The following is a 24706-nucleotide window of genomic DNA, read 5'->3' as shown; positions in this document are numbered from 1 at the left end:
GAGTCCAATATGAATTAAGTAAATATGAGCCAATTAACAGTCATTAAATACAGATAAAAACTGTAGAGATTAAAACTAATGTTTTTAAAATTAATGTTCTTAAAAATTAACAGCATTATCGTCTTTGAATGAAGACGTCAAAGGTTTGTCTTTTGACTTCGCAATACTGATCTTATGCGGATGAGACGATTTTTTAGTAACGAAGCTTTTAGCGCTTAGGTTTCTAGCACCGAGACTTCTACCATCAAAATTTTTAGTGCCGAGGTTTTTAGTACTTAGACTCCTAGTAATGAAACTCTCAGCAGCTACCCTTTCATTCGCAACCTTATATTCTTCATAGCTATAATTAGCTAGCATCACTTTGGCAGCCCATACTTTTAGGAGACAAACCATCACAGCGCAGCCAAACAGTAGCGGTGAATACAATAGTGAAAATGGCGATACGATTATAGCTGTGGTTATATTTAACATTAGCAGCACTTTAGGCATCGCCATTAAATTGGCAACATAAACTGATTTCCGTGTACTTATCAACTCTTGTTTCGGTGTACAGATAAACGGCTTTTCTTGTCCCCATAGTACTGGCCACCATGATAAAGCGCCCAACTCCCAAAAATTCAGATGCACAGCCCAAGCCCGCAACCGACTACCCAAAATTAACGCAGCTCCATGGCTAGTTTGCTGATTGAGCGGTGCACTATCATGCATATATGCCCATAATCGCCTACCCAAAAATATGGCGTAGCTTGCATACACGATATATAAAGGAGCAAGCAAAGCATGAATATTCAAACTGGTGCTGAATAGTAGTGCGCCCGTAATAATGAGTAGCGTCAATAGCTGTAATACGATAAAGATACCGGTAAAGTTCACCCAAGCACTAAGCTGAGATAAGTGCGCACCCATATAAGCTAGACGCTCACTAAGTTTCTTTTTTGTGGCGGATGAGTCTGTGACGGGTGAATCTGTGGTGGATGAACTTGTGGAAGGCAAGTTTGATGACGCTGAAAAGTAAGTATTAAGCACTTGCATATTGCCGTAGATCCAGCGTCGGCGCTGACTCATTAGGTCGTGTAAGGTAGTCGGCAGTAGACCTGTTGCGATAACCTCAGGAACGAACTGACTACGCAAGCCGCGACCATGCATCAGCACACCCATCTGCGCATCTTCGGTAATTGATGCACCTGACCAACCGCCCAAATCTAGTAGCGCGCGACGGCGAATAACCGCATAAGTCCCTGTCGATAGCGCACGTTTACGGTTGAATGGACGGTATAAATGATGATTGAAATAATGATTTAACTCGCTATGAATATCGACTCGCCCTGCGTCCCGATAAAACTGCGGAAATTGCAATAGCGCATGAGACGGATAGCGTTCGATAGCATTTGCAATTGATATTCGCGCCTGCGGTAACGCCTGATAATCACTGTCGACTACTACTATATGACTGCAATTAGGATCCATGAGTCCCAACGCTAAATTGAGCGCACCTGCTTTAAAGCCTGCAACTGAATCAATATGATAAAAATGTACATTATGACGCGCAGCAAGACTGGCACAGAACTGTGCTAATGGCTCGTATAAGGTCGTTTGGGTATTATTATTATCGACGATTAGAATTTCATCGTCGTCTGCTTTGATAGCTAATAATGATTTAATTGTCTCAATGACTAGCGCTGCTGGCTCAGCACGAGTCATTAGCTGAAAACTTAAACGTATAGGCGTTTCTTTACTAACATAGGCATTCTTTGATACAGCTTTGTACGTCTGGCTGTCTGCTCTATTTAGAATGTTTTTATTGAGAAGAGTTTTGTTCAGGATATTTCTATTGAGATTTTTTTCTTCGAAGTTATTGCTACGATCGCTTCTGCCGTGACTCTCAGTTTGAGCTTTAGAATTCTTTAGATGATAAGCAGGTGAACTATCAGTCTTTGGTGAACTATGAATCTTTAATGTATTATTCTTGGTTAAACTCAAGCTATTTATGTTTTTTGTTTTATTATCTGTGACAACGTATTGGTTTGCATTTACGTCAGCTTCTTTCATACCATCTCTCCTTATGGCACCTTTTGCTATAGCACTCCTTTCTATAGCATTCTGTCTTATGGTTTCCTCACTTATAAATAATGACGTTTTTGTAGAATAATTTACTTTATTGATACTCATGTCTTGTCCCTGTGTTTACCCGTTAACTAAGAAGGAAATTAAAACGAAAAATAGAAACTTGTCGGTTTCTATAATCGTCATAATTTATCTATCAGCGAGAGGGTCAACCCATGTACTTATAGCTGCTTAATTGACACTCAGTTTGTATTAGTCTTAAATTTTATCTGAGTAATATTATTCAAAGTCTTATCGTTATCTGCCTGTATAAAAATCTATGATAGTTGAAAGAAATAATAGTCTTTACCTGTGAAATGTACATAATCACCCCGTAGTGTAACGCCACGTAATTATTGTAAAAACGCTGCTATATTAGTCGCTTAGCGTCCATATAACTCTATCTATCGTCTTTGATACATTAATCATATTGGTTGATAGCTAACGATAAATACTCGAAGATACACGTCATGTTAATAGCTATTTCTTTAATGCTATAAAGGTTGGTTAAGGTGATGCTTGTCTTATGTATAGATTGATTTCTATGGCTTTATTTTGCACAAAAAAATACCGCACCTATAAGATATAGATGCGGTATTTAAGAATGCTCTAACACTGCTTTCAGACTGCTTTAAGAGAGCTGAGAACAAGCTACCTTACAGTCTTATTAGTTTATGTCACAAGCTAGTTTACATCACAAGTTAGTTTAAAATACCATAAGCACATAATGCATCAGCCACTCGTTTGAAACCGACAATGTTGGCACCTGCTACATAGTCAATATAACCATTGTCAGTCTGATTGTACTTCTCTGACGCTTCAGCCGCGCAATCATGGATATTCTTCATTATAAGTTTTAGACGCTCATCAATTTGATCAAAACTTTTATATTGACGTACTGAATTTTGTGACATCTCAAGCGCAGATACTGCGACCCCTCCAGCATTTGCTGCCTTACCTGGCGCATAATGCACACGATGCAGACAGATATAATCAACTGCTTTGGCAGTCAGAGGCATATTAGCGCCTTCAACTACGTATTTTATGCCGTTTTCAACCATCAGTTTGGCATCATCTTCATCAACTTCGTTTTGAGTGGCTGAAGGGATAGCGATATCGCCCTTAAACTGCCATGGCTTTTGATCGGCAAACCACTCGCCACCATAGACATCGACATAGTCAGCTAACGGCTTACTTTGTTCTTTTTGCTTTTTAAGCCAGTCAATTTTTTCTTGATCGAGACCTGCTTCATCATATAAAGTACCTTTTGAATCAGACACCGTAATTGGAATACCACCGAGCATAAAGACCTTTTCAGCAGCATGTAGTGAGACGTTACCCGCCCCTGATATCAACACCCTCTTACCTTTGATATCTTCGTTCTGCGCGGCCAGCATATTCTCTAGGAAGTAAACTGCGCCATACCCTGTGGCCTCCGTACGCACCAAGCTACCACCAAAACCTACGCCTTTACCGGTTAACACACCGCCGTGCTCGTGAGTCAAGTTCTTGTACATGGCAAACATATAGCTGACTTCACGGCTGCCAACACCGATATCGCCCGCTGGTACGTCAACGTCTTTACCAACATAGTGATGTAATTCGCGCATAAAAGCATAGCAAAAACGACGAATATCATTATCAGTTTTGCCCTTAGGGTCAAAATCAGAACCACCTTTACCGCCGCCCATAGGTAGACCAGTCAATGCATTTTTGAAGATTTGCTCAAAGCCTAAAAACTTCAAAATAGATTGATTCACCGATGGATGAAAACGTACGCCACCTTTATAAGGTCCCAAAGCGTTGCTGAACTGAACACGCCAGCCGCGATTGACTTGAACTTCGCCTTTATCGTTTTCCCAGTTAATACGAAAAGCGATAATACGATCAGGCTCTACTAGACGCTCGAATATTTTGAATTTTTGGTATTCAGGATGAGCATCATATAAAGGGGCAATGGTAAGCGCAACTTCTTTGACTGCTTGAACAAACTCAGGTTGATGGGCATAGCGCGCTTCAACTTTTTCGATGGCCTGACTGATACTCATAGATCTTCCTTAACTATAGAACGTGTGATGGTACTCGATTACATCTCTACAATACCGTACTCAGTAGACTACGGCATTGCAAGTACTGATGCAGGATTGATTTTTTGCGTTCGGTACACAAAAGGCTAGCGGGATTAAAAACCGATAAGTTAAGCAACCGACAGGCGTCATGACATTTATATGTCTATTGCATATCACTTTGAGACTACTGAGTATGTACAGATGGGATCGGTATTACAAAGACAGTAATTGTGGTGCGCAGCTTATAGGGTCAAAACGGTTGGTTACTTGACATCTCCTATTTAATTTACCCTGCTACTGAAAAAAGTCAATCCCGTATTGCAATATAAATGCTACTAATTATGAACGGCTATGGTTATAGACGAATACATCCTAAGGTATCTCATTGATTCTTATCATATATTGGCCTGAATAAGCGTATGAGCGGTATAAAAAGTAAAGCAAATGGCAAAAAACTTAACTTAAATTCGATAATTTCATATCATTATTAATAGTAAGGCATTATAATAATCCACATTGCTAGTAAGGTATTATAATCGTTTACCTGAATACATCCTTTGTTTAAATACAAAGTTATTTTTGAATATTATCAATGAATGGTTTGTGTCCATTTAACAATGAGAGATTGTGAGATATCTATGCGTACAGATTCGTTCCAACAAATACTAGAAGACCTTAATAGCTCATCAGCAGACGTCGAAGCCTCTGCTCTAATCTCAAACGATGGCCTAATGATAGCTTCAGCTTTGCCGACAGGCGTGGACGAAGACCGTGTTGGCGCTATGTCAGCAGCGCTATTATCGTTGGGTGACCGCGCAGGTCGCGAGTTGGCTCGTGGCAGTATTGACCGTATTATGATTCAAGGTGAAAAAGGCTATGTAATTATGACTTCATCAGGTGATGAAGCAGTCCTTACGATTATGGCCAAAACCAATGCCAAACTTGGGTTGATATTTTTGGACATTAAACGCGCCTCAGAAGCACTTGCCAAGCTGATCTAAGTAATAGATCTAGGTAATAAAAATCATTCTTGTCGTCTAGCATAGTCGATCCACAATAATATCGACGCCAAAAAACCAAAGCAAACCAAGAGCAAGCTATAGATTAATATGGCGAGCGAAGTTGAGACCGTAGCGGTTTTATGACTATAGACGACTGAAAATTTATAATGATAAATATAGGAGGTTATTATGGGCTTTCCCCTTCTCGATGCCGCGAAGCCTGATATGCCAGCTGAGAAAGTTGCACTGACTTATCATGACGGTACTTCACGCAGCGTTTATGACTCTGCGATTGAACGTCCCTATCCTGATGGCAAGCTAATCGTCTCGCGTACGGATTTAGACGGTATCATCACCCATGTGAATGATGCGTTCGTCGAAATCAGTGGCTATACGACAGACGAGCTGATCGGTCAGCAGCACTATATATTGCGTCACCCTGATATGCCCAATGCCGCTTATCAAGACTTATGGCAAACGGTGAAAGCAGGACAAAAATGGCATGGCTATGTCAAAAATTTATGCAAAGATGGCAGCCATTATTGGGTATATGCGACTGTCGTGCCTAATGTACGCCGTGGACAAACCGTCGGCTATACGTCCGTGCGCCGTAAGCCCTCGCGTAGCAAGATTGAAGCGGCGACTATGCAATATGCCGAAATGAAACAGAATGAGGAAGGTTAAATCATGAACGAGAAGATGTATAACCTATTAATCGCCCCTGATTTTTCGCCTGATCGTTTTGCAGGTTGGCATATGTTTAACACCTTAATCCAAAAGCGTGCGGACATTCACTTGCATCTCAATACACCTACCTCTCATGCTGAACAAGAAGAGATGGTCGATGCTGGTGACATACATATTATCTATGCCAATCCTTTCGATGCTGCCGCTTTGATTCGTGAAAAAGGCTATCGCGCCATCGCACGTCCAATCGGTAAATCTGATGAAATGGTCATTGCAGCGGCCGCCAATAGTGACATTAATCATTTAGAAGATTTGAGCAAAGGCGCAACCGTCGCTATGGCAGACAACCGCGATGTGAAGCTTATCGGTCTGCGCTTACTAGAAGCGGTAGACTTAGAAGAAGCAGATCTAAACTGGGAAGTGACTGAAACCTATCAAGCGGCGGCAAGGCAAGTCATCAAAGGTGACGCACAAGCTGCGTTCTTCTTAGCAGAAATCTTTCATAGCTTCTCACGTTTGACCAAAGCACAACTCTCGGTACTGATCGAAAGTGATTTGGCAGATATTAGTCATGTGCTACTGATTAAAGAGGATTTCGTTGAAGCGGATGCATTAAGTCAGGCGATATTGACCTTTCATGAAGATGATAGTGGTAAAGAGGCGCTTGCCGAACTTGGTATGCCGCAAGGCTTTGAGGCGATGAGCGAAGAAGATGGCGAGTTTATGTTGGATTTGATGGAAACCTTACTTGATTAAGTTTTAAAAGGTCGTTCCCTTATAAAATCATGTATCGTCTGTCGCGCTAAAACCTATAATATCCCTTATATTAAGGATACCGTCATGGCTGATTTATTTCCAACTGACGAGTTACTTTTACATAAAAGCGGCGAGATGACTGCACGTCGCACGTTTCGTTATTACTCTCGGAAGATTTTCGCCGCCCCCAATAACCGCTACTATCACGAACAGCGTATCAATGCCGCTTTGCTGCTTAATGAAAAAGAACCACTACAAGGCGCGGTCGCTGACTTTTTCTTTGGCTGTTGGTATGACATTCCTTACGATGTCAAAGATATCTTTAGCCGTATTCAAGGTCGCCTGCATCCGCAGATAGAGCACGCATTTCATAACTGTATCAACAAGCTTGATTATATAAGGCACAGCAGTGAGTTTGCGACGCGCTGGAGCGTACTGGTAACGCCATCGTTGAACGTGCAAACCCATCGCCTACGTATCAGCAGTGATGATGCCAAAGAGATCGCTCGGAACATTACCAATGAGCTAATGAGCGCACGTGATGCGGCGGACTGGAATACGATTGAGCAAATTGAGCGTGAATTTTTTGCTCATTGCTTGGCTTGTAATGATCGCTTAGCCTTCTCTATCGTTTGGTTTCGCTTAGGTAAAAGCGACTGGCAATTTGATGAACACTGGAGTGATTGCCAACAGCAATTAGAACAAACGGGTTCAACTTCTACAAAAGAAATCTTAGGCTCTAAGCCAGTAAAAAACACGCTAAGCTTAGACAAAAAGGCAAGCGCGTAGCTATTGCTGGTTTAACATTGCAACTGATTAACCCCTATTTTATTCCATCCTGTCGATAAGGTAACTTTTATGTCCACTTTTGATAATGCTGACAAAACCTATATTACCTTAACCCCTGCTGGCGTGTTTGAAGCATTTTCCCAAAGTGAACCGACCGCACAGCAGTTGGCATTACAGGCACTGTTGTCACATCGCGAGACGATGCTGGTCGCAGCATGGCTGGAGGAGTATTCAGAACGATGGTTAAATAGCTTCGTTGAACAAGGTTTCATTGAAAAGCTATCTACCTTTTTGCCCGCTCCCAACTTACCACTTGATCAGTTTTTGCCGTATGTGGTGGCAAGCTTATCCGGCAAGCGCCGCGCTGCCATCGCTTCAGACGAAGGGTTTTGTTTGGCGCGCATTGGCTACAGCCAAGAAGAAGCCGACATGCTTAGCGTAGCAGCAGCGGACTTTTCTGGATTTATGCTACGTCAAAAACAGCGCGGCTGGGCAGTTGAAAGCCAAGCCATATCTTTCTTCCAACAAGTTGATTTATTGATTCCTGAGACCAGCTTTGTATTTTTGTGGATCGATGGTGGCGGCTATGCACTTATTATCGACGGTGAACCCTTGACCAATAATCGTGCCTTTGTTGAGCTAATCTGGGGCATCAAAACCTCTGGGCTACGATTTGATAACTAAAGCTCCATTATAAAAAAACGTCAATGCAAGATATGACTTCGTCAAGACATGACTTCGTACTGAAACTCTCCCATATCAAGCAATCGTGCATCTAATATGTCCAAACTAAGTGCACGCTTACAACCCATTCACTTTAAAAGTCAGCCAGTGCTGCTGGAATGAATTTTTGCAGCCTCTGTCACTCTGGCGAACAGCACACAGGAAAAGCTTATGCTAGTAGCACGTCTTATAGAAGACTCCTTTTAATAGCAGACTTTAAAAAGCTAGCAACATCAGTAATACTAGTAATATTAGTACCTTGCGAAATAACAATAACTCACCGAGCTATCAGGCATAATATTATCCAGTTAATCTTAAATTAATTACACCCACCTCTTTATATAGGCTGTTACTCAGTCTTTCCCACCTTTTTATTATCCAACTCCTGATAGTGGCAACCTCTGCCAATCCTTGCACTCTTGCTCATTTTTTAGGACAGTTTATGACTTCGCTTACTACTGTGCGCGTGCGTTATCAAACGATTGAAATTGGCAATACCGATATTCACATTTGCACCTTACGCGACAACCAACAATTCAGTGACCCTGACGATGAGGCACTCAATTTAGGTATTTGCTCGGCATCTTGGCCACTGTTTGGGGTGATATGGCCGTCAAGCTTGGTACTGGCTAACCATATGCTCGATTATAATATCGCGGGTAAGCGTATATTGGAGGTCGGCTGCGGGATGGCACTATCCAGCCTACTACTTAATCATCGGCATGCGGACATCACGGCGACGGACTATCATCCGACGGTCGAGTACTTCCTTGATCGCAATACCACGTTAAATAATAATAAAGAAATTAACTTTGAGCGCTTAGACTGGGCCGAAGACAACAGTCAACTTGGACGCTTTGATATGATCATCGGTAGCGACCTACTCTACGAAGATCAGCATATCGATATATTGGCCGCATTCATTGATCGCCATGCCAGCTCCAACTGTGAAGTCATCATCGTTGACCCCGGTCGCGGACGCAAAAACAAGCTGACGACAAAAATGATTGAATCAGGCTTTAGTAGTCAACACATAAAACCTGAAGATACTACTTATTTGGATCTACCGTTTAAGGGGCATATCTTGACGTTTTCTCGAAATAGTTAAGATTTTTGAGGGATTTTGAAAAATCTGACTTAAAACTATAATGGCAATTTATTAAATTTCTAACAAAAATGTTTCTGATTTGTAAGAAAAAATCCTACTAACCACTATGGTTTGTATTTTTTGCCTTTAGAGTTTATTAATCAACTATTAACAATAGATTCCTGCCACTGCTGTTGAGTAACCTTATACAAGACGTGCTCAGCAAGTGGATGGCTGGGATTAAGCATTGGATGATAAAAGTTTTCTTGTGTATCAGTCATACCAATACGCTGCATAATCAATTGCGAGTGCTTGTTAATAACGGCAGTAAAGGCGACGACTTCATCAAGCTCTAATGTTTCAAATGCGAACCTTAACGAGGCTCTTGCTGCCTCAGTTGCATAACCTTGTCCCCAATAGTCTTTGTGTAGTCGCCAACCAATTTCCACATTGGGCGCAAAAGGCATATCAGCATGTGCTTCATTCAAGCCAACCATACCGATAAAGGCCTCCTTCTTTTCTAAACTGCCTTTTAGACTCACCGCCCAAAACCCCCAGCCTTTATCTTCAATAAGCTGCTGGCACTTGTTGGCTATCACATCGCTCAATGTTAGCGATAATAGCTTGGGAAAGTATTTCATTACCTCGGAATCAGCATTCATCTCTGCAAACACAGCAAAGTCGCTTGGTTGCCATTGCCTGAGGTAAAGCCGTTCTGTTGTTAGCACTCTTTGCGTCATGATATTTTGCCTGCTTCGTCCAGTGCCTAACTCTCCTAACATTTACTACATTCTGCCGCTATACATTCACTTTATACTTCAAATTACGTGCCTCATCACCCGTCAGCCCACGAAACCCCTGACAATGCGCTGGTTGCTCTTTTATCGTAATCTCGATATCTATCAGTGCGATTCCTACCTCTGATTCAATACGTTGAAACAATGCTTTGATCAGCGCCTTCTGAGTAGCGATAGTACGACCAGCCATCATATTAATCTCAATGACAGTATAAGCTGCAGACCTATCAGCAGGATAGTAAAAATCCTCAGAGTCTAGCGGTATGAAGCGCTGTGCCCTTTTATCCTCTGGTAGTCCAAGCACCGACTGCTTGCAGCTATGAATGACAGTAGACAGCGCTGCTTAAATAGGATTGAGATTCTCTTTAACACCATAGATAACGATCATAAATAAGCCTATATACTTTAGAGAAAATTATTTTATTTAATTTAATTATAAATTATATTTCTTAGGAATAATAAAAAATATTTTATTATAGTTAAATTTATATAAATCAAAAAACAATCCTTAGCTTATTATTTATTTACATAATTAAAAATATCATTATTTTTTAATTAATTTTTAATATGATATAAAACTATAATTTTATTTAAAATCCTACATCTTAATATTTTAATATTAAAAATTAATAAATAAAATTTAATATATTTTATTATTTGTTAAATCATATTTATTTTTTATATTATCGAAAATCCATATATCAATAATGCTCATATAGTCTAATCGATACTTCGTACACTATACCTTACAAGGCATTGATAACACCTGCTTAATAATCTTAAAACAATCTCAAAACAATCTCAAAACAATCTCAAAACAATGACTTTTAAAGCTATTTTTTTAGTTATATAAAACTTATAACTCATCTATAAAAAATAAAAACCTTTTATTTATATTCGTTTAAATGAATATAAAAATATTTATATAAAATACTTATGTTCTTTAAATCGAATATTAATTATCAGTTAAAATAAAAATTTAATTATGGTTTATAAAAATTAATTAACTTCACTTTGTTTTACTTTTGTATTACCATTAATTATAAATTATTCTTTAATTAAAAGTATTAGTTATTTCTTCTCTACTAATGTCAATTTATTGTCAGTAGATCTTACTGTTATCAAGCAGGGTTTTGACCACTACAGGATGTTACCTTATGAATCGCAATTATAAAGTTATTTGGAATCAGTCATTAAACTGTTTTATGGCAGTAGCAGAATATGCGAAAAGTCGCGGCAAATCATCAAGTGCCGTCGTAAGCTCTAACGCTGCAAGTGCTTCCAATGACACGCTAACGGGATGCGCGCAACTCTTGCGCCTTAGTGCATTGTGCGTGGGGCTAGCTAGTGCTGGATTTAGTATGCAAGCAGTAGCTGTTGTAGGAGCTAGTTCAATAGATACTAACGAGTGTCTTATTTCTGCTCTTGGCACAGATACCATGGCAGATAAGTCTACTGGTGATATCGCTATAGGCTGTGAAAGCAATGCTAGTGGCACTAATAGTATTGCTATAGGTAATAACGCGACTACTAATGCAAGTGATTCAGTAAGCTTAGGCGCGAATGCTCAAGTAACAGGCTCTGGATCTGTAGGAATGGGCGTTAATGCCCGTGCTGATGGTAATAATACGGTAGCCATTGGTGAAAATGCTCAAGCAACAGGTGGTCAGTCAATAGCAATCGGGGGAGTAGGTGGTGGACAATTCACTACAGCGAGTGGTGATCAGTCTACTGCTATCGGTGCGAACACAGTATCGTCAGGTAGCTCGTCAATTGCCATCGGTGGTGATGATCTAAACAAAGCCTCTGGAACTACTGTAAACCCAGATGGTACAGAGACTGTTGGCGCAGTCAACAGTGGTGAAGTCAATACGACTTTTAAAAAGTACTCTGGTGGTCGAGATTTGGTAAATACCGCTGCAGGTATGCAATATCCAAATACTGCATCAAGCGGTGCCGCTTCTGTTGCCATTGGTGTACAAGCAGTATCATCTGGAGCACTGTCGACTGCGTTTGGTACGCAGGCCAATGCTGGAGGTACTGCATCCGCCGCATTTGGTGTCTCTGCTAGTGCGTCCAAAGAAGGCTCGGTTGCTATCGGTGCAGGCAGTAAAACGGATGGTAGCGCAACAAAGGTCGAAAGCCAGACAGTTAACGGCATCACCTTTACAGGGTTTGACGGTGCGTCAGGTTTTGCTGGTAATGTAGGCGATGCTGGGCGTCAAGTATCTGTAGGTCTCATAGGTAATGAGCGCCAGATCAAAAACGTGGCGCCAGGTGAGATCTCTGCATCCTCTACCGATGCGATTAATGGCAGTCAGGTTTTTTCAGTCACGAATAAGTTGGTTGATGATATCAGAGGTGCTCAGGCAACGGCTGATGCTGCCGCTAGTGGCACATCCGGTATCGTCCGTCAAGATGCCGGTACAGGCGCGATTACGGTTGGCGCTCAGACTGGCGGTACAAGCGTTAACTTTGCTGGTACTGATGGCGTGCGTACCTTAAGTGGTCTTAAAAATGGTAACGTTGCTGCGGGTTCAACCGAGGCGGTGACTGGTGATCAGTTAAATACTACTAATAGCAATGTCACTACTGCTCAAACAACAGCAAACACGGCAAACACTACGGCAAATAGTGCCCTCGCCCAAGCTAATCAAGGCTTTAACATCAGCGCGGCTGGTGGTGCTAACGATAACGTCCAACTTGGTGAAAATGTCAACTTCACAAATACTGATAGCAATCTAGTTGTAACCAATACTGTTGATAATGGCATTAATTACGACTTAGCGGACAATATCAGTGTCAATCAAGTCACTGTTGGTGATGCCACCAACAATACGGTATTGACCAGTACGGCTAATGGTTTAGATGTCGGTGGTGATAAGATTACTAATGTCGCAGATGGTAGCTTGAATACTACAAGCACTGATGCGGTTAATGGCAGTCAACTTAACGCGACAAATACTAATGTCACAACCAATACAGGTAATATTACAACCAATACTGGCAACATCGCTGACCTCGCTTCTGGTAAAACAGGTCTTGTGCGCCAAGATGCCGGTACAGGCGCGATTACCGTGGGTGCTGCCACAGGTGGTACAAGCGTTAACTTTATTGGTACTGATGGCGTGCGTACCTTAAGTGGCCTTGCTAATGGTAACGTTGCCACAGGTTCAACCGAAGCTGTCACAGGTGATCAGTTAAATACTACTAATACCAACATCACCGACAACAGCAATCGCTCTGTTGGCAATATAGCTGCATTGGGCGGCAATGCTGCTTATGATGCGGCAACTGACACTTATACCGCTCCAAGCTACCTCTTAGATGATGGGACTAACAGCAGCACGACCTCCACCTTCCGCAATGTCGGTGATGCGCTAGGCAACCTTGATACTCGTACTACTACTAATACCACTGATATTGCGAAAGGCATCAACGTTGGCGATGGCACGACAGACAACAACTTTGCGTTAGGCGATACCATTAACGTCACTGGTGACAGCAATCTAACCAGCAGCACCACCGCTGATGGCGTACAAGTGAGCCTCAATGAGCAGGTTGACCTTGGGGTAAATGGTAGCGTTAGAACTGGTAATACTACAGTTAATAGATCTGGCATTACTTTAACCGGTGGTACGAACCAAACAGTGACTCTAAGCAATGATGGTCTTAACAACGGTGGTAATCGTATTACTAAAGTTGCTGACGGTATTGTGTCTGACGACGCTGTCAATAAAGGTCAATTAGACGCAGCAGCAGGGGCTGGTAACACTAAAACTGATGCTTTAGGCAACAGCACGGCAAGCAACTTAGGAGGCAATGCAGCTTATGATTCAGATACTGGCATTGTCAGCGCACCTACTTATACCCTGAACAACGGTAACAATGATGCGATAACAACCGACTTTAATGATGTTGGGAGTGCTTTAGGTAACTTAGACACTCGTACTACGGTCAATACTGGTGACATTGCCAACGTTCAAGCACAAGCAGATCTTGGCTTTAACATCAGCGCGGCTGGTGGTACTAACGATAACGTTCAATTAGGTGAAAATGTCAACTTCACAAATACTGATAGCAATCTAGTTGTGACCAACACTGTTGATAACGGTATCAATTACAACTTAGCGGACAATATCAGTGTGACCCAAGCAACCATCGGTGACACGACTAACAATACGGTGTTGACCAGTACGGCTACTGGCTTAGACGTCGGTGGTGATAAAGTTACCAATATTGCAGATGGCACTATTGCAGCTGGTTCAACAGATGCAGTGACTGGTAATCAGCTGAATGCTACCAATGCTGACGTTACTGCTAATACAGGTAATATCACTACCAACACTGGCAATATCGCTGACCTCGCCTCTGGTAAAACAGGTCTTGTCCGTCAAGATGCCGGTACTGGTGCGATTACCGTGGGTGCTGCCACAGGTGGTACAAGCGTTAACCTTTCTGGTACTGATGGCGTGCGTACCTTAAGTGGCCTTGCTAATGGTAACGTTGCCACAGGTTCAACGGAAGCTGTCACAGGTGATCAGTTAAATACTACCAATACTAATGTCACCGACAACAGCAATCGCTCTGTTGGCAATATAGCTGCACTTGGTGGCAATGCCGCTTATGATGCGGCAAACAATACTTATACCGCCCCAAGCTATATCTTAGACGACGGGACTGACACGGGTACTAACGCCCCAGCATTTAACAATGTCGGCGATGCCCTTGGTAACCTTGACACTCGTGCTGCTAGTAACACCACTGAGATCAACAAAGGTATCAACTTCGGTAATGGCACGACAGGCAACAACTTTGCGCTAGGTGACACTATCAATGTCAAAGGCGATAGCAATATCACATCTACTACCACAGCAGATGGCGTACAAGTTACTCTGAACGATAATATCAATGTTAACAGAGTCACTGCTGGTAACAGTACATTGAATAATGCTGGCGTTACCATTGTTGACGGTCCTAACAATACCGTTACTCTTAGCGGATCTGGACTCAATAACGGTAATAATAGAATTACCAACCTAGCTAATGGCGTTGCACCAGATGACGCAGCAACCTTCGGTCAGTTAACAGACACCAATAATATTGCAACAGGGAACTTAGCTGCACTTGGTGGCGGTGCAACTTATAACGCTGTAACTAACACTTATACCTCACCTACCTATACCCTAGACGATGGTAGCAATGCTGGTACCACAGCAAACTTTGATAACGTTGGTAGTGCCCTTGGCAACCTTGATACTCGTACTACTACTAACACTAGGGGCATCGCTGATCTGGCTTCTGGTAAAACAGGGCTTGTCCGTCAAGACAACAGCACTGATCCTATTACCATTGGTGGCCAAACTGGTGGCACCAGTGTCAGCTTTGCCAATGTAGATGGCGATGCTCGTCAACTAACCGGCGTGGCAAGTGCAGGTGACATAAGCTTACCTGCCAATGCTAATACTGCAGTGAATGCTGGTGATGTAAACACTGCGGTAACTGGTCTCACCAATACAGGTTTACAGTTCTCAGGTGACAGCACTACCCCATTCACTCGTAAGCTTGGTGAAGAGCTAAAAGTACGTGGCGGTGCGACTGAAGCAGATCTGACCGATAACAACATCGGTGTGGTTGCCAGTAACGGCGATACTTTAACCGTCAAGCTCAACAAAGATATTAACTTGGGTGCAACTGGTAGTGTCACCACGGGCAACACCACAACCAACACTACTGGTGTGAGAGTTGATGACGGTACTGTTGATGGTAATGCCACCACTATTACTGCCATAGGCACTAACGTCACAGATGGTACTAATACAAGCAACTACGGTGCAAATGGCTTCACAGCGACCGACGGTATTACCAGTACGGTCTTCAACCAAAGTGGGATCAGATTTTTAGACAATAACAATAATGCTATCGGTCCTAGCATTACTGCTAGTGGTATCGATGCTGGTGGTACCGTCATTACTGGTGTGGCAGATGGTACTATTGCAACTAATAGCACAGATGCTATTAACGGCGGTCAATTGGCAGCAACAAATGCAACCTTAGAAGCTCAAAAAACCAAATACTTCAGCGTCAACTCAACTGGTGGTACTAACGAAAACAATGAGGGGGCGACAGGTGAAGATGCAATTGCTATCGGTAAAGACACTTCAGCTACTGGCTTCAAGGCGACTGCTGTAGGTTCTGAAAATCAGGCTTCAGCTGTTGGTAGCTCGGCCTTTGGTACCTTAAACAATGTATCAGGTGAGGTTGGCTCAGCCTTTGGTGTATTTAATAACGTAACAGGTGCAGCCAGTTCTGCTATAGGTGTAGCTAATAACATATCAGGTGAAGCCAGCTCAGCTGTAGGTATTGAGAACACCATTGATGCTGACAACGCCTTTGTCATAGGTAACAACGTCACTATCGCTACCGGCTTAAATGGCGCGGTAGGTATCGGTAGCGATACCACGGTGACAGCCTCTACCCTCGCAAGTTTTGCCCCTACTGGTACAACCGTTGTAGGAACAGCAATAGGTAGCAATGTAGTCAGTATCGGTAATGCAGGTAGTGAACGTCGATTGACTAACGTCGCCGCCGGCGGTGCAGATACCGACGCTGTCAACGTCAGTCAGCTAAAAGGCTTAAGTACTACAGTTGATGATAACTCAGCTTTATCTCAAGGCAACCTTACCGCTTTAGGTGGCAATGCAGCATACGATGCGTCAACTGGTGTTTACACTGCACCTGTTTTCTCTGTCGTGAGCAATCCATCAAACGCAGCTACTAATGTCCGTACCGTTGGTGATGCAATCACTGCACTAAATTCAGCTGTACAAACACCGCTTAGCTTCACTGGCGACAATACAACAGTTACAGTGACTCGTAAACTCGGTCAGGCACTCGTCGTAAAAGGTGGTGCACCGTCTACAGCTGCTCTGACGGACAATAATATTGGTGTGGTCGCTAATGGTGCTGATAACTCATTAACTGTGAAATTGGCTGAGAATATTAATCTCGGTACGAATGGTAGTGTTACCACTGGCAACAGCGTCTTAGACACCAATGGATTAGTGGTCAATGATGGTATAGGCGACGACGTCACCAACTTAAGTGCCACTGGCACCAACGTCACCGACAGTACCAACACTAGTAATTATGGTGCGACAGGCTTTACGGCTACTGACGCTGCAGGTCACAATGGCACAATCGTTAATCAGACAGGCATAAGCTTTACTGACAACGTAGGTGCTACTACTGGACCGAATATCACGGCAGCAGGTATTGATGCCAATAATACGGTTATCAGTAATGTTGCAACTGGGGTCGCTGACGGCGATGCTGTCAACAAAGGCCAGTTAGACGCGATAGCAGGCGCTGGTAACATAAAGACCGATGCTCTAGGCAACAGCACGGCAAGTAACTTAGGCGGCAATGCCGCTTATGACTCGGATACGGGCATGGTCAGCGCCCCTACCTATACCTTAAACAACGGCAATAATGATGCGACCACCACTGACTTTAACAATGTCGGTGATGCGCTAGGTAACCTTGATAGTCGAACCAGCACCAACACCAGCGATATCGACGACATCAACGCTGGTCGCACCGGTATCGTCCGTCAAGACGCCGGTACAAGCGCGATTACGGTTGGCGCTACAACTGGTGGTACAAGCGTCAGCTTTACTGGTACTGATGGCGTACGTACTTTAAGTGGTCTTGCTAATGGCAACGTTGCCGCAGGTTCAACCGAAGCGGTGACTGGTGATCAGCTAAATAGTAGTTCGGCTGCTCTTGCAACTGTCATTGGTGGCAATGCAACGAACGCTGACGGTATTGTTACCGCAACCAACATTGGCGGCACTGGTGTTAATACGATTGACGGTGCCATCTCTTCTGTTAAAGATGCGGCTACGAAAGCGAAAAGTACCGTCACTGCAGGTAAGAACATCACCGTCTCCGAAACGGTCAACACTGATGGTTCTACTGACTATGAAGTCAAAACCAAGGATGACTTAGCACTTACTAGCGTGACGACCGGCAATACCGTAACCAACACTGCTGGTGTAAGCATTGATGATGGTGCAGACAACATCACGACCATGACTAGTGCAGGCACCGACGTTACTGACGGTACTAATACCAGCAACTATGGCGCAGAAGGCTTTAGTGCCACAGACAATGCTGGTAACAATGGCGTCACTGTCAACCAAGGCGGCATAAGCTTCATTAATGGCACAGGCGACACAACAGGGCCAATCATCACGGCACAAGGCATCAATGCAAATGATACTAAAATTACTAACCTAACCAATGGTTCAGTAGCTAGCGATGCAGCAACCTTTGGTCAATTAACCGCTGTTGCTGGTGGAATAACTGCAGGTGGGGTTCAGTATGATCGTAATACTGACAGCACAGTCAGCACAGTGAACTACGATAAAGTCAGCTTTGCTGGTACACCGGCGGTGATTGGTAAAGACGATAACGATAATAATATCGTAGTAAGTGGTGGCACCACTCTTACTAACATTGCCAATGGTATCAATGCTGCTGATGCAGTTAATAAAGGTCAGCTTGATAGTGTCACTAAGGTCAAAGTTTTTGATCAAAACGGTAAGGAAGTCACGGTAAATGTCGCAGATCAAGTGGTCAATAACAATGTAAACAACAATGACTTAGAATCTTTATTCTTAACCTACGATGTCGAAGGTCAAGGAGTTACCGATCGTTTAAGGATCGGTCAAACCGTGCAAAAAATGAACACCGAAGGGGTGAAATTTGCCCATACCAATGCCGTCAGTGCTGATGGTGATTTAGGTATTACCAATGACTCAAGTGCTGGTGGTGCTAATTCAACAGCCATTGGTGTCAATGCTATTGTAGAAGCTGGTGCTGAGAGCACTCTCGCATTAGGTCACAACACCAAAGCATCAGCTGATGCCAAAAATTCTGTCGTTATCGGACAAGGCTCTCAAGTCAATGGTGCTTCTTCTGTTGCTATCGGCGACGGTGCTCAAGCCAACGGTACTCAGTCTATTAGTGTAGGTACAGGCAACATCGTCAATGGCAATAACTCAGGGGCCTTTGGTGACCCAAGTATTATCGATGGTAATAACAGTTACTCAGTAGGTAATAACAATACTATTGATAGTGATGACACCTTTGTTTTCGGCAACAATGTCACCCAAACCGTTGAAGGTTCAGTGGTATTGGGCACTGGCTCTGCAGCGATGACAGGTGCTGGAATTATTGGTTTTGGCGCAGTCGGTAATGCGGCGATTATGGCTACTACGAGTACTACAGGTTCAGTTGCTGTAGGCGATGCTGCGAGCGGTGTATATCGTCAAGTAACTGGTGTTGCTACTGGTACCGCAGACTCTGATGCCGTCAACGTCTCACAGTTAAAAGCAGTCAGTGACGCACTTGGTGATAGCAATGCATCACTCAATAATGCAGCAGTCCAATATGACAAAAACCCAGATGATACTGTCAATAAAGGCAGCATCACGTTAGGTGGCGGAGCTGAAGGTACCACTATTACTAACGTGGCTAATGGGGTTGGAGCATCAGATGCAGTTAATAAAGGTCAGTTAGATAACCTTGGCAACGGTGTCGCTGGCATCATTGGCGGCGATGCTACCTATGATGCTGATGGCAACCTTACTGCTAATAACATTGGTGGTACTGGCAAAGGTAATATCAGTGATGCTATTGCCTCTGTTAACCAAGGCAATGCTCAGGCCAATGAAGATATCCAAGCCAATAACGAGAAGATCACAGACAACACTGGTCGTCTTGACGCAGGTATCAGCTTTGGCACGGATAATGGGGATAACATCAGTCAGAGCGTCGGCGGTAATAGTGGCAGTATTCAGTTTGAAGGCGGTAATAACATTACGACCAGCACTGCTAATGGCGGTATTCAAATTGGCCTAGATGGCAACATCGAAGTCGATAGTGTCACCACAGGCAATACGGTGGTTGATAACACAGGCGTCACCATCAAAGATGGTCCTAGCATGACCGCTGAAGGCTTTAATGCAGCCAACACTGTCATTACTGGAGTTGAAGCTGGTACCAATGAAAAAGATGCGGTCAACTTCGGTCAACTCACTGCTCTTGATAAAAAACTGGGCGATAGCGTCAACGCGCTAGGATACAGAATTGGTGAAGTCGAAGACAATGCAAACGCTGGTATCTCAGCAGCGATGGCAATGTCTTCATTACCGCAAGCTTATATTCCAGGTAAGTCAATGGTCGGCGGTGGTATCGCGTCATACAATGGCGAAAGTGCAGTGGCTGTTGGTGTATCTAAAGTGTCTGATAACGGTCGTTGGGTAATTAAAGTGAATGGTACGGCAGATACGCAAGGGAATGCTGGCGGTGCAATTGGTGCAGGCTTCCATTTCTAGTATAACAACGTTACTTCACGACAGCGTTTGTCTGCCAGTAGGTTTGGTTATAAATAGATAGGCGCTGTCAAATTACTCATAAAATATATTAAAGGATAGATAATGAAAAAATCTGCATATCATTACGGCGTGCTGGCAACGACTGCTTTACTATTCACAGTGACTGGCTGTACCCAAAAAAATATAACGCCGACTTGGCATTTGACGCCTGGTGCCCAGCATGGATCTGTTGATGCCAATGACTTGGTGTTCCCTGATCCAAACAAAGCGTGGCAAAAAGGAGGTAGTATCGTCAATCATGATGATGTTGCTAATATTCAAGTAGGTACTACCAAAGATCAAATCTACCAGTTAATTGGCACACCTCACTTTAGTGAAGGATTTAACGCTCGCGAATGGGATTATATTCTCAAATTCTACGATGCTGATAAAAGAGTCGAGACTTGCCAATACAAAATAATCTTTGATAATAGCTATGAAGGCAGAATACGTGACGACGAATTCTTTGCCACTGAGTTTTATTGGCAACCAGCATCCTGTGCTAAGTATGCGCGCTAATCTATTTAACTCATAAGCCATATAATTAAACTGAAAAGCCATACAATTGAACTAAGAAGCAAAACATTGAAAGCAAGGCATCTAATGCCTTGCTTTTAATGCCGAAAATGCCTTACTCAAAATAAATGACTGCCTAATATACTAGCCAAAATCAATTTCATCATTCGGTTTTACTATTGGCATGTCAGCTTCAGTCCATGCCTCAAAACCACCTGCAATAGATACTACTTGCTTATAGCCAAGCGCTTCTAACGACTGCACTGCCAACGCTGCACGTCCACCGGTTTTACAATAAAGCACAATGTTGGTATCAGCACCAGTAGTGGCTGTTAGATCGTCAATTTTAAACTCTAATAACCCGCGAGGTATCAGTACTGCCTTTTCAATATGACCAGTAGCGTATTCCTCAGGTTCTCTTACATCGATAACGATATCGGCTTTATCACAAGCAGCAGCTGCTTGCGCCAGTGCAACTTCAGTGATTTGTGCTTTAGCAGCGCTTACTAAATCCTGTGGGGTTTTCATAGTTATACCTCAAAATATGGTAGACAAATCAGAACAGCTTGATAGGTATTGTTATGATAAAAACACCTAAGGCAGCCAACTTAGACATCAAAAAGTATAGGGCATGTTGAACATTTAAAATTACTATCAAAGACCATTCACTATTAAAAATAGTATATTATTTTGTATATTATATCTACAGATTTCAACTTATTTCAATATATTCATTTATATAATAATACATTACTCTGTCGCTGCTTCCACTCTGATATCTAACGTCAGATTTCTCGTCATTCCCAGTAAGGCGTATTTATTAATCTTCCATTTAGTGCGATCAATCGTAGTGGTAAAACCTCCCCCACAAACTGAATTTTTGCGTGAGGGGCTGACATAGCAATCGAAATTGGTAGCCGTTAGCGTGACTGGATGAGTCTCCCCATGTAGCGTTAGTTTGCCATCGATTCGGGTGACCTCTGAGCGTGTTTTATCCGTCATAAAATACCACTTAGTAGACTCAAAGTAAGCCAAGGGAAATTGTGCCACATCAAAGAAATCACGACTCGTCAGCTTTTGATTGAATGATCGACTACCTGTACTTAAGGATTTTATTGGAATGATAAGCGAGATGTTGCCCGTGTGTGCATTTGGATCATATTGTAGCTGCCCCGTCACATTGTAAAAGCCACCCGTATGGGTGGAGTTTTTATTAAAATAGTCGATGGCGAAACGTACATTGGTGCGGGCTGGGTCAATATTATAGGTCGCAGCATGACTACTGACACAAGACATTATTAACAACAACGCCATTAGTGGCTTGCGATAGTGGGATAGCTTTCGATCGGGTAAAAGACAACTCATAGTGGCATTCCTTTGCGAAGTTGTTTCAACGATACAATTTCAAAGATAAAATAGTCATTAAACCATTCCTTATAACTGTAAACCTAAGCTAAAAGCTTAGACGATAAAGAAGCTGCCATTGCCTAGATTCACTTACTCAACACTTATTTTTAAACTTTGGCACAGCAAAATCGTGCCTGTTTTTCAGTTAATCAGTACCTTGATAATACTCCAATTATTCATGTTTAAATTTGCAAATACATGAGACACCCGATAAAAAATTACGTTACAAAACGTATTGATTGCATTCCGCATTGTAGTATTTCACGCTATATTCGGCTAGAATAATATATTACCTTTTCCGAATATACTAAAATATACAAGTAGAATGTTATGATAAATACTGGTGATAAACTACTGTGTACGGCTGGCAATACTTTTTATGCAGCAGGAAATACCTACGTTGTAGGTGACTTTGTGAATGAAAAGTATTTTCAAGTGCTCACAGGCTATAACGATGAGCATTGGTATGCGACATTGAATAATGAAAAAATATACGTGCACTTTGATTCTGCTGCTACCGTATATGACGATGCATGGTTCGATTGTATGAACAACAAAAGAAGCGCCTAATAAGCTCGTACACCCTTTATTATATTTGTAGATGTTGCCACGCAAATATCAAAACAGCAGCAGCGATCAACCAGCCTGCCACACCTAGTAATAATGCTTTGTACAAGCCAATATGGCTAAAGCTAAAAAATACAATCAGCGTATAAATGAGATGCGGTATCACACCTAGCATACTAAATATCAATGCAATTTTAAAATCTGCAGCACTACGCTGAGTGCCAACTAAAAAATGGCTAATTAAAGTAAAGGTCGGAAAAAGTGGCGCAAGTGCTGCCAAATAAAAGAACCTGCTTTGAGCGAATAGTTGAATCAACAGTACCACCAACGCGCCAACAAGCATTTTTAGCCAAATCATGATGAGATTATCTCCTGTTAGGCACTGATTGATTGTACATTGATTGGCTTACTATATAGCAGTTACGAGTCTTAATGCTAAATCCAGTATTATTTATCATAGAAAAACCTCATAAATATATCTCATTTATGAGGTTAGTTATCACTGATGGTTGATAATTTTTTTGCTTGCTGTGCCTACGTAGACAGAGGCTGCAAAAAATTAATTCCAGTTCCACCGTATTCTTTTTATATTGAACTAACTATAGCTTAGTAAAACCTATATCTTGATAAAACTTATATTTTGCTAAAAACAACCTCTTCACTCAAGCGCGATTTCGGTAATTCTACATTATAGCCATCACCACTACGATAACCAAGACTGACAACGCCTACAGCGGTTAAGCCTTTACTATTCAAGTCAAGCTCTTCGTCGAGCACCTCAAAATCAACACCTTCCATCGGTGTCGCGTCAATACCGAGCGTTGCCGCTCCAAGCAATAAAGCACCCATCGTAATATAAACCTGCTTAGCCAACTAAAACGGCTCATCTTTTTTTGAAAAACGGTGATTATTAACCGATTTCTTACGTTTTTCATCCATTTGTATTTTGCGCTTTGGTTCAGTAAAACGACCATCAGCGTCTTCTTTTTCGAGTAATTCACTCAAATACTCATCATCTGCATAAGCACGACTACAAAAAACGATAACGTGTGAGGCATTCTTTATTTTTGATGAATTAGCCTCGTGATGCCCATCAGTCCCTTTAGCAACTCTAGCTCTACCAGCATCATCATCGGCAATCACATAGTGCCAAGGTTGAATATTGGTCGCTGAAGGACTCAAGCGCAACACATCTTTTAGACGCTGAAAGTCATCAGCTGACAGCTTTTTGGTAGGGTCATAGTCTTTAACGCTATAGCGCCAATTCATCGCATCAGTGATATCTTTCATACATTATTCCTGTTCGTACATTTTCAAATGTTTTAAGTTTAAAGTGGAATCGTTATCTATCTTATTATTAATGATAGATAAATGCACAGGTGAAATTTACGAAATAGCGGTCATTTCAGTTATGACAAATTCATCGACCATGCCATCTGTTACTTTTACATAGTTCTGAAAATGCTGGCTTTGTACATGCTGCTGCAAAAGCTCATTGTTTTCCCAAATCTCATAAACGATAAATCCATTAAGATTTGCATTGTCTTGATGTAAGTCATATTGGATACAACCTTGATCAGCTTGTGATGCTGCTGTTAGTTTAAGTAGTTCAGATTTGACTCGCTCAACGTGCTCAGGTTTGGCTTTGATAGTAGCAACGATGGTGAGTGGCTTGTTTGCTTGCGTGTTCATAAATTCTTCCTATGTTTTAATATTATAATTATTTCAAATAAATTCATTTAAGCAGGTTCAATATATTTGC

18 protein-coding genes and 1 pseudogene are annotated in these 24706 nt (G+C 42.3%); 9 read left to right on the top strand and 10 right to left on the bottom strand.

What is annotated here, in order from left to right; translation table 11 throughout:
- Positions 1-99: 99 nt before the first annotated feature.
- Positions 100-2049, bottom strand: coding sequence for a glycosyltransferase family 2 protein (locus ACTQ9S_RS07245; RefSeq protein WP_440454552.1), 1950 nt, complete (start codon positions 2047-2049; stop codon positions 100-102).
- Between the two features lie 755 nt (positions 2050-2804).
- Positions 2805-4151, bottom strand: a complete 1347-nt coding sequence (gene gdhA, locus ACTQ9S_RS07240; protein WP_068037026.1) for an NADP-specific glutamate dehydrogenase — start codon at positions 4149-4151, stop codon at positions 2805-2807.
- A gap of 659 nt (positions 4152-4810) precedes the next feature.
- Here gdhA and ACTQ9S_RS07235 point away from each other — a divergent pair.
- From ACTQ9S_RS07235 to ACTQ9S_RS07210, 6 genes are all read left to right on the top strand, one after another.
- On the top strand, positions 4811-5173 hold the full coding sequence (locus ACTQ9S_RS07235) for a roadblock/LC7 domain-containing protein (protein WP_068037029.1): 363 nt from the start codon (positions 4811-4813) through the stop codon (positions 5171-5173).
- 189 nt (positions 5174-5362) lie between these two features.
- Entirely contained in the window at positions 5363-5857 is a 495-nt protein-coding gene (locus tag ACTQ9S_RS07230) for a PAS domain-containing protein (RefSeq protein WP_068328793.1), read from the top strand.
- A 3-nt stretch (positions 5858-5860) separates the two neighbouring features.
- On the top strand, positions 5861-6616 hold the full coding sequence (locus ACTQ9S_RS07225; protein ID WP_440454551.1) for a phosphate/phosphite/phosphonate ABC transporter substrate-binding protein: 756 nt from the start codon (positions 5861-5863) through the stop codon (positions 6614-6616).
- An 84-nt stretch (positions 6617-6700) separates the two neighbouring features.
- Positions 6701-7405 (top strand): hypothetical protein, encoded by a 705-nt coding sequence (locus tag ACTQ9S_RS07220; protein ID WP_440454550.1) that lies wholly within the window; start codon positions 6701-6703, stop codon positions 7403-7405.
- Positions 7406-7474: 69 nt separating this feature from the next.
- The gene (locus ACTQ9S_RS07215) at positions 7475-8089 is read left to right on the top strand and encodes a hypothetical protein (protein WP_440454549.1); all 615 of its coding nucleotides are present in this window, start codon (positions 7475-7477) and stop codon (positions 8087-8089) included.
- 481 nt (positions 8090-8570) lie between these two features.
- Positions 8571-9236 (top strand): class I SAM-dependent methyltransferase, encoded by a 666-nt coding sequence (locus tag ACTQ9S_RS07210; protein WP_068328801.1) that lies wholly within the window; start codon positions 8571-8573, stop codon positions 9234-9236.
- A 140-nt stretch (positions 9237-9376) separates the two neighbouring features.
- Here the strand turns inward: ACTQ9S_RS07210 and ACTQ9S_RS07205 are convergent, their stop codons facing one another.
- Together ACTQ9S_RS07205 and ACTQ9S_RS07200 are read right to left on the bottom strand one after the other, a co-directional pair.
- A complete protein-coding gene (locus tag ACTQ9S_RS07205; RefSeq protein ID WP_440454548.1) occupies positions 9377-9955 on the bottom strand; it encodes a GNAT family N-acetyltransferase in 579 nt (192 codons plus the stop codon).
- A gap of 58 nt (positions 9956-10013) precedes the next feature.
- Positions 10014-10316, bottom strand: coding sequence for a tautomerase family protein (locus ACTQ9S_RS07200; RefSeq protein WP_440454547.1), 303 nt, complete (start codon positions 10314-10316; stop codon positions 10014-10016).
- 865 nt (positions 10317-11181) lie between these two features.
- On the opposite strand from ACTQ9S_RS07200, the pseudogene ACTQ9S_RS07195 reads away from it, so the two are divergent.
- Positions 11182-20415: pseudogene (locus ACTQ9S_RS07195) on the top strand (YadA-like family protein); the annotation flags it as partial.
- 102 nt (positions 20416-20517) lie between these two features.
- Entirely contained in the window at positions 20518-20973 is a 456-nt protein-coding gene (locus tag ACTQ9S_RS07190) for an outer membrane protein assembly factor BamE (protein ID WP_440454546.1), read from the top strand.
- A gap of 141 nt (positions 20974-21114) precedes the next feature.
- Here ACTQ9S_RS07190 and ACTQ9S_RS07185 read toward each other — a convergent pair whose 3' ends face one another.
- Positions 21115-21498, bottom strand: a complete 384-nt coding sequence (locus tag ACTQ9S_RS07185; protein WP_068328818.1) for a rhodanese-like domain-containing protein — start codon at positions 21496-21498, stop codon at positions 21115-21117.
- A 222-nt stretch (positions 21499-21720) separates the two neighbouring features.
- A complete protein-coding gene (locus tag ACTQ9S_RS07180) occupies positions 21721-22335 on the bottom strand; it encodes a YceI family protein (protein WP_440454545.1) in 615 nt (204 codons plus the stop codon).
- Between the two features lie 372 nt (positions 22336-22707).
- On the opposite strand from ACTQ9S_RS07180, the gene ACTQ9S_RS07175 reads away from it, so the two are divergent.
- Positions 22708-22947 (top strand): hypothetical protein, encoded by a 240-nt coding sequence (locus ACTQ9S_RS07175; protein ID WP_068037056.1) that lies wholly within the window; start codon positions 22708-22710, stop codon positions 22945-22947.
- 19 nt (positions 22948-22966) lie between these two features.
- Here the strand turns inward: ACTQ9S_RS07175 and ACTQ9S_RS07170 are convergent, their stop codons facing one another.
- From ACTQ9S_RS07170 to ACTQ9S_RS07155, 4 genes are all read right to left on the bottom strand, one after another.
- Positions 22967-23302, bottom strand: a complete 336-nt coding sequence (locus tag ACTQ9S_RS07170) for a GlpM family protein (RefSeq protein WP_068328832.1) — start codon at positions 23300-23302, stop codon at positions 22967-22969.
- A gap of 275 nt (positions 23303-23577) precedes the next feature.
- On the bottom strand, positions 23578-23817 hold the full coding sequence (locus tag ACTQ9S_RS07165) for a nitroreductase family protein (protein WP_440454544.1): 240 nt from the start codon (positions 23815-23817) through the stop codon (positions 23578-23580).
- Positions 23818-24234 carry a nitroreductase family protein gene (locus ACTQ9S_RS07160; RefSeq protein ID WP_440454543.1) on the bottom strand — a complete coding sequence of 139 codons (417 nt, stop codon included), beginning with the start codon at positions 24232-24234 and terminating at the stop codon, positions 23818-23820.
- A gap of 96 nt (positions 24235-24330) precedes the next feature.
- The gene (locus ACTQ9S_RS07155; protein WP_068328838.1) at positions 24331-24636 is read right to left on the bottom strand and encodes a putative quinol monooxygenase; all 306 of its coding nucleotides are present in this window, start codon (positions 24634-24636) and stop codon (positions 24331-24333) included.
- Positions 24637-24706 lie beyond the last annotated feature (70 nt).

Source organism: Psychrobacter sp. ASPA161_9 (genome assembly GCF_051970275.1).
In the GTDB taxonomy this organism is placed as follows: domain Bacteria; phylum Pseudomonadota; class Gammaproteobacteria; order Pseudomonadales; family Moraxellaceae; genus Psychrobacter.
This window is presented reverse-complemented; position numbering and strand designations above follow the sequence as displayed.

What these genes read in the sequence shown, in the direction of transcription:
- ACTQ9S_RS07230 (WP_068328793.1), top strand. Translation starts at nt 5,363, where the DNA reads ATGGGCTTTCCCCTTCTCGATGCCGCGAAGCCTGATATGCCAGCTGAG.
- ACTQ9S_RS07225 (WP_440454551.1), top strand. Translation starts at nt 5,861, where the DNA reads ATGAACGAGAAGATGTATAACCTATTAATCGCCCCTGATTTTTCGCCT.
- ACTQ9S_RS07155 (WP_068328838.1), bottom strand. Translation starts at nt 24,636, where the DNA reads ATGAACACGCAAGCAAACAAGCCACTCACCATCGTTGCTACTATCAAA.
- ACTQ9S_RS07185 (WP_068328818.1), bottom strand. Translation starts at nt 21,498, where the DNA reads ATGAAAACCCCACAGGATTTAGTAAGCGCTGCTAAAGCACAAATCACT.
- ACTQ9S_RS07205 (WP_440454548.1), bottom strand. Translation starts at nt 9,955, where the DNA reads ATGACGCAAAGAGTGCTAACAACAGAACGGCTTTACCTCAGGCAATGG.
- ACTQ9S_RS07210 (WP_068328801.1), top strand. Translation starts at nt 8,571, where the DNA reads ATGACTTCGCTTACTACTGTGCGCGTGCGTTATCAAACGATTGAAATT.
- gdhA (WP_068037026.1), bottom strand. Translation starts at nt 4,151, where the DNA reads ATGAGTATCAGTCAGGCCATCGAAAAAGTTGAAGCGCGCTATGCCCAT.
- ACTQ9S_RS07235 (WP_068037029.1), top strand. Translation starts at nt 4,811, where the DNA reads ATGCGTACAGATTCGTTCCAACAAATACTAGAAGACCTTAATAGCTCA.
- ACTQ9S_RS07245 (WP_440454552.1), bottom strand. Translation starts at nt 2,049, where the DNA reads ATGAAAGAAGCTGACGTAAATGCAAACCAATACGTTGTCACAGATAAT.
- ACTQ9S_RS07215 (WP_440454549.1), top strand. Translation starts at nt 7,475, where the DNA reads ATGTCCACTTTTGATAATGCTGACAAAACCTATATTACCTTAACCCCT.
- ACTQ9S_RS07175 (WP_068037056.1), top strand. Translation starts at nt 22,708, where the DNA reads ATGATAAATACTGGTGATAAACTACTGTGTACGGCTGGCAATACTTTT.
- ACTQ9S_RS07170 (WP_068328832.1), bottom strand. Translation starts at nt 23,302, where the DNA reads ATGATTTGGCTAAAAATGCTTGTTGGCGCGTTGGTGGTACTGTTGATT.
- ACTQ9S_RS07160 (WP_440454543.1), bottom strand. Translation starts at nt 24,234, where the DNA reads ATGAAAGATATCACTGATGCGATGAATTGGCGCTATAGCGTTAAAGAC.
- ACTQ9S_RS07220 (WP_440454550.1), top strand. Translation starts at nt 6,701, where the DNA reads ATGGCTGATTTATTTCCAACTGACGAGTTACTTTTACATAAAAGCGGC.
- ACTQ9S_RS07180 (WP_440454545.1), bottom strand. Translation starts at nt 22,335, where the DNA reads ATGAGTTGTCTTTTACCCGATCGAAAGCTATCCCACTATCGCAAGCCA.
- ACTQ9S_RS07190 (WP_440454546.1), top strand. Translation starts at nt 20,518, where the DNA reads ATGAAAAAATCTGCATATCATTACGGCGTGCTGGCAACGACTGCTTTA.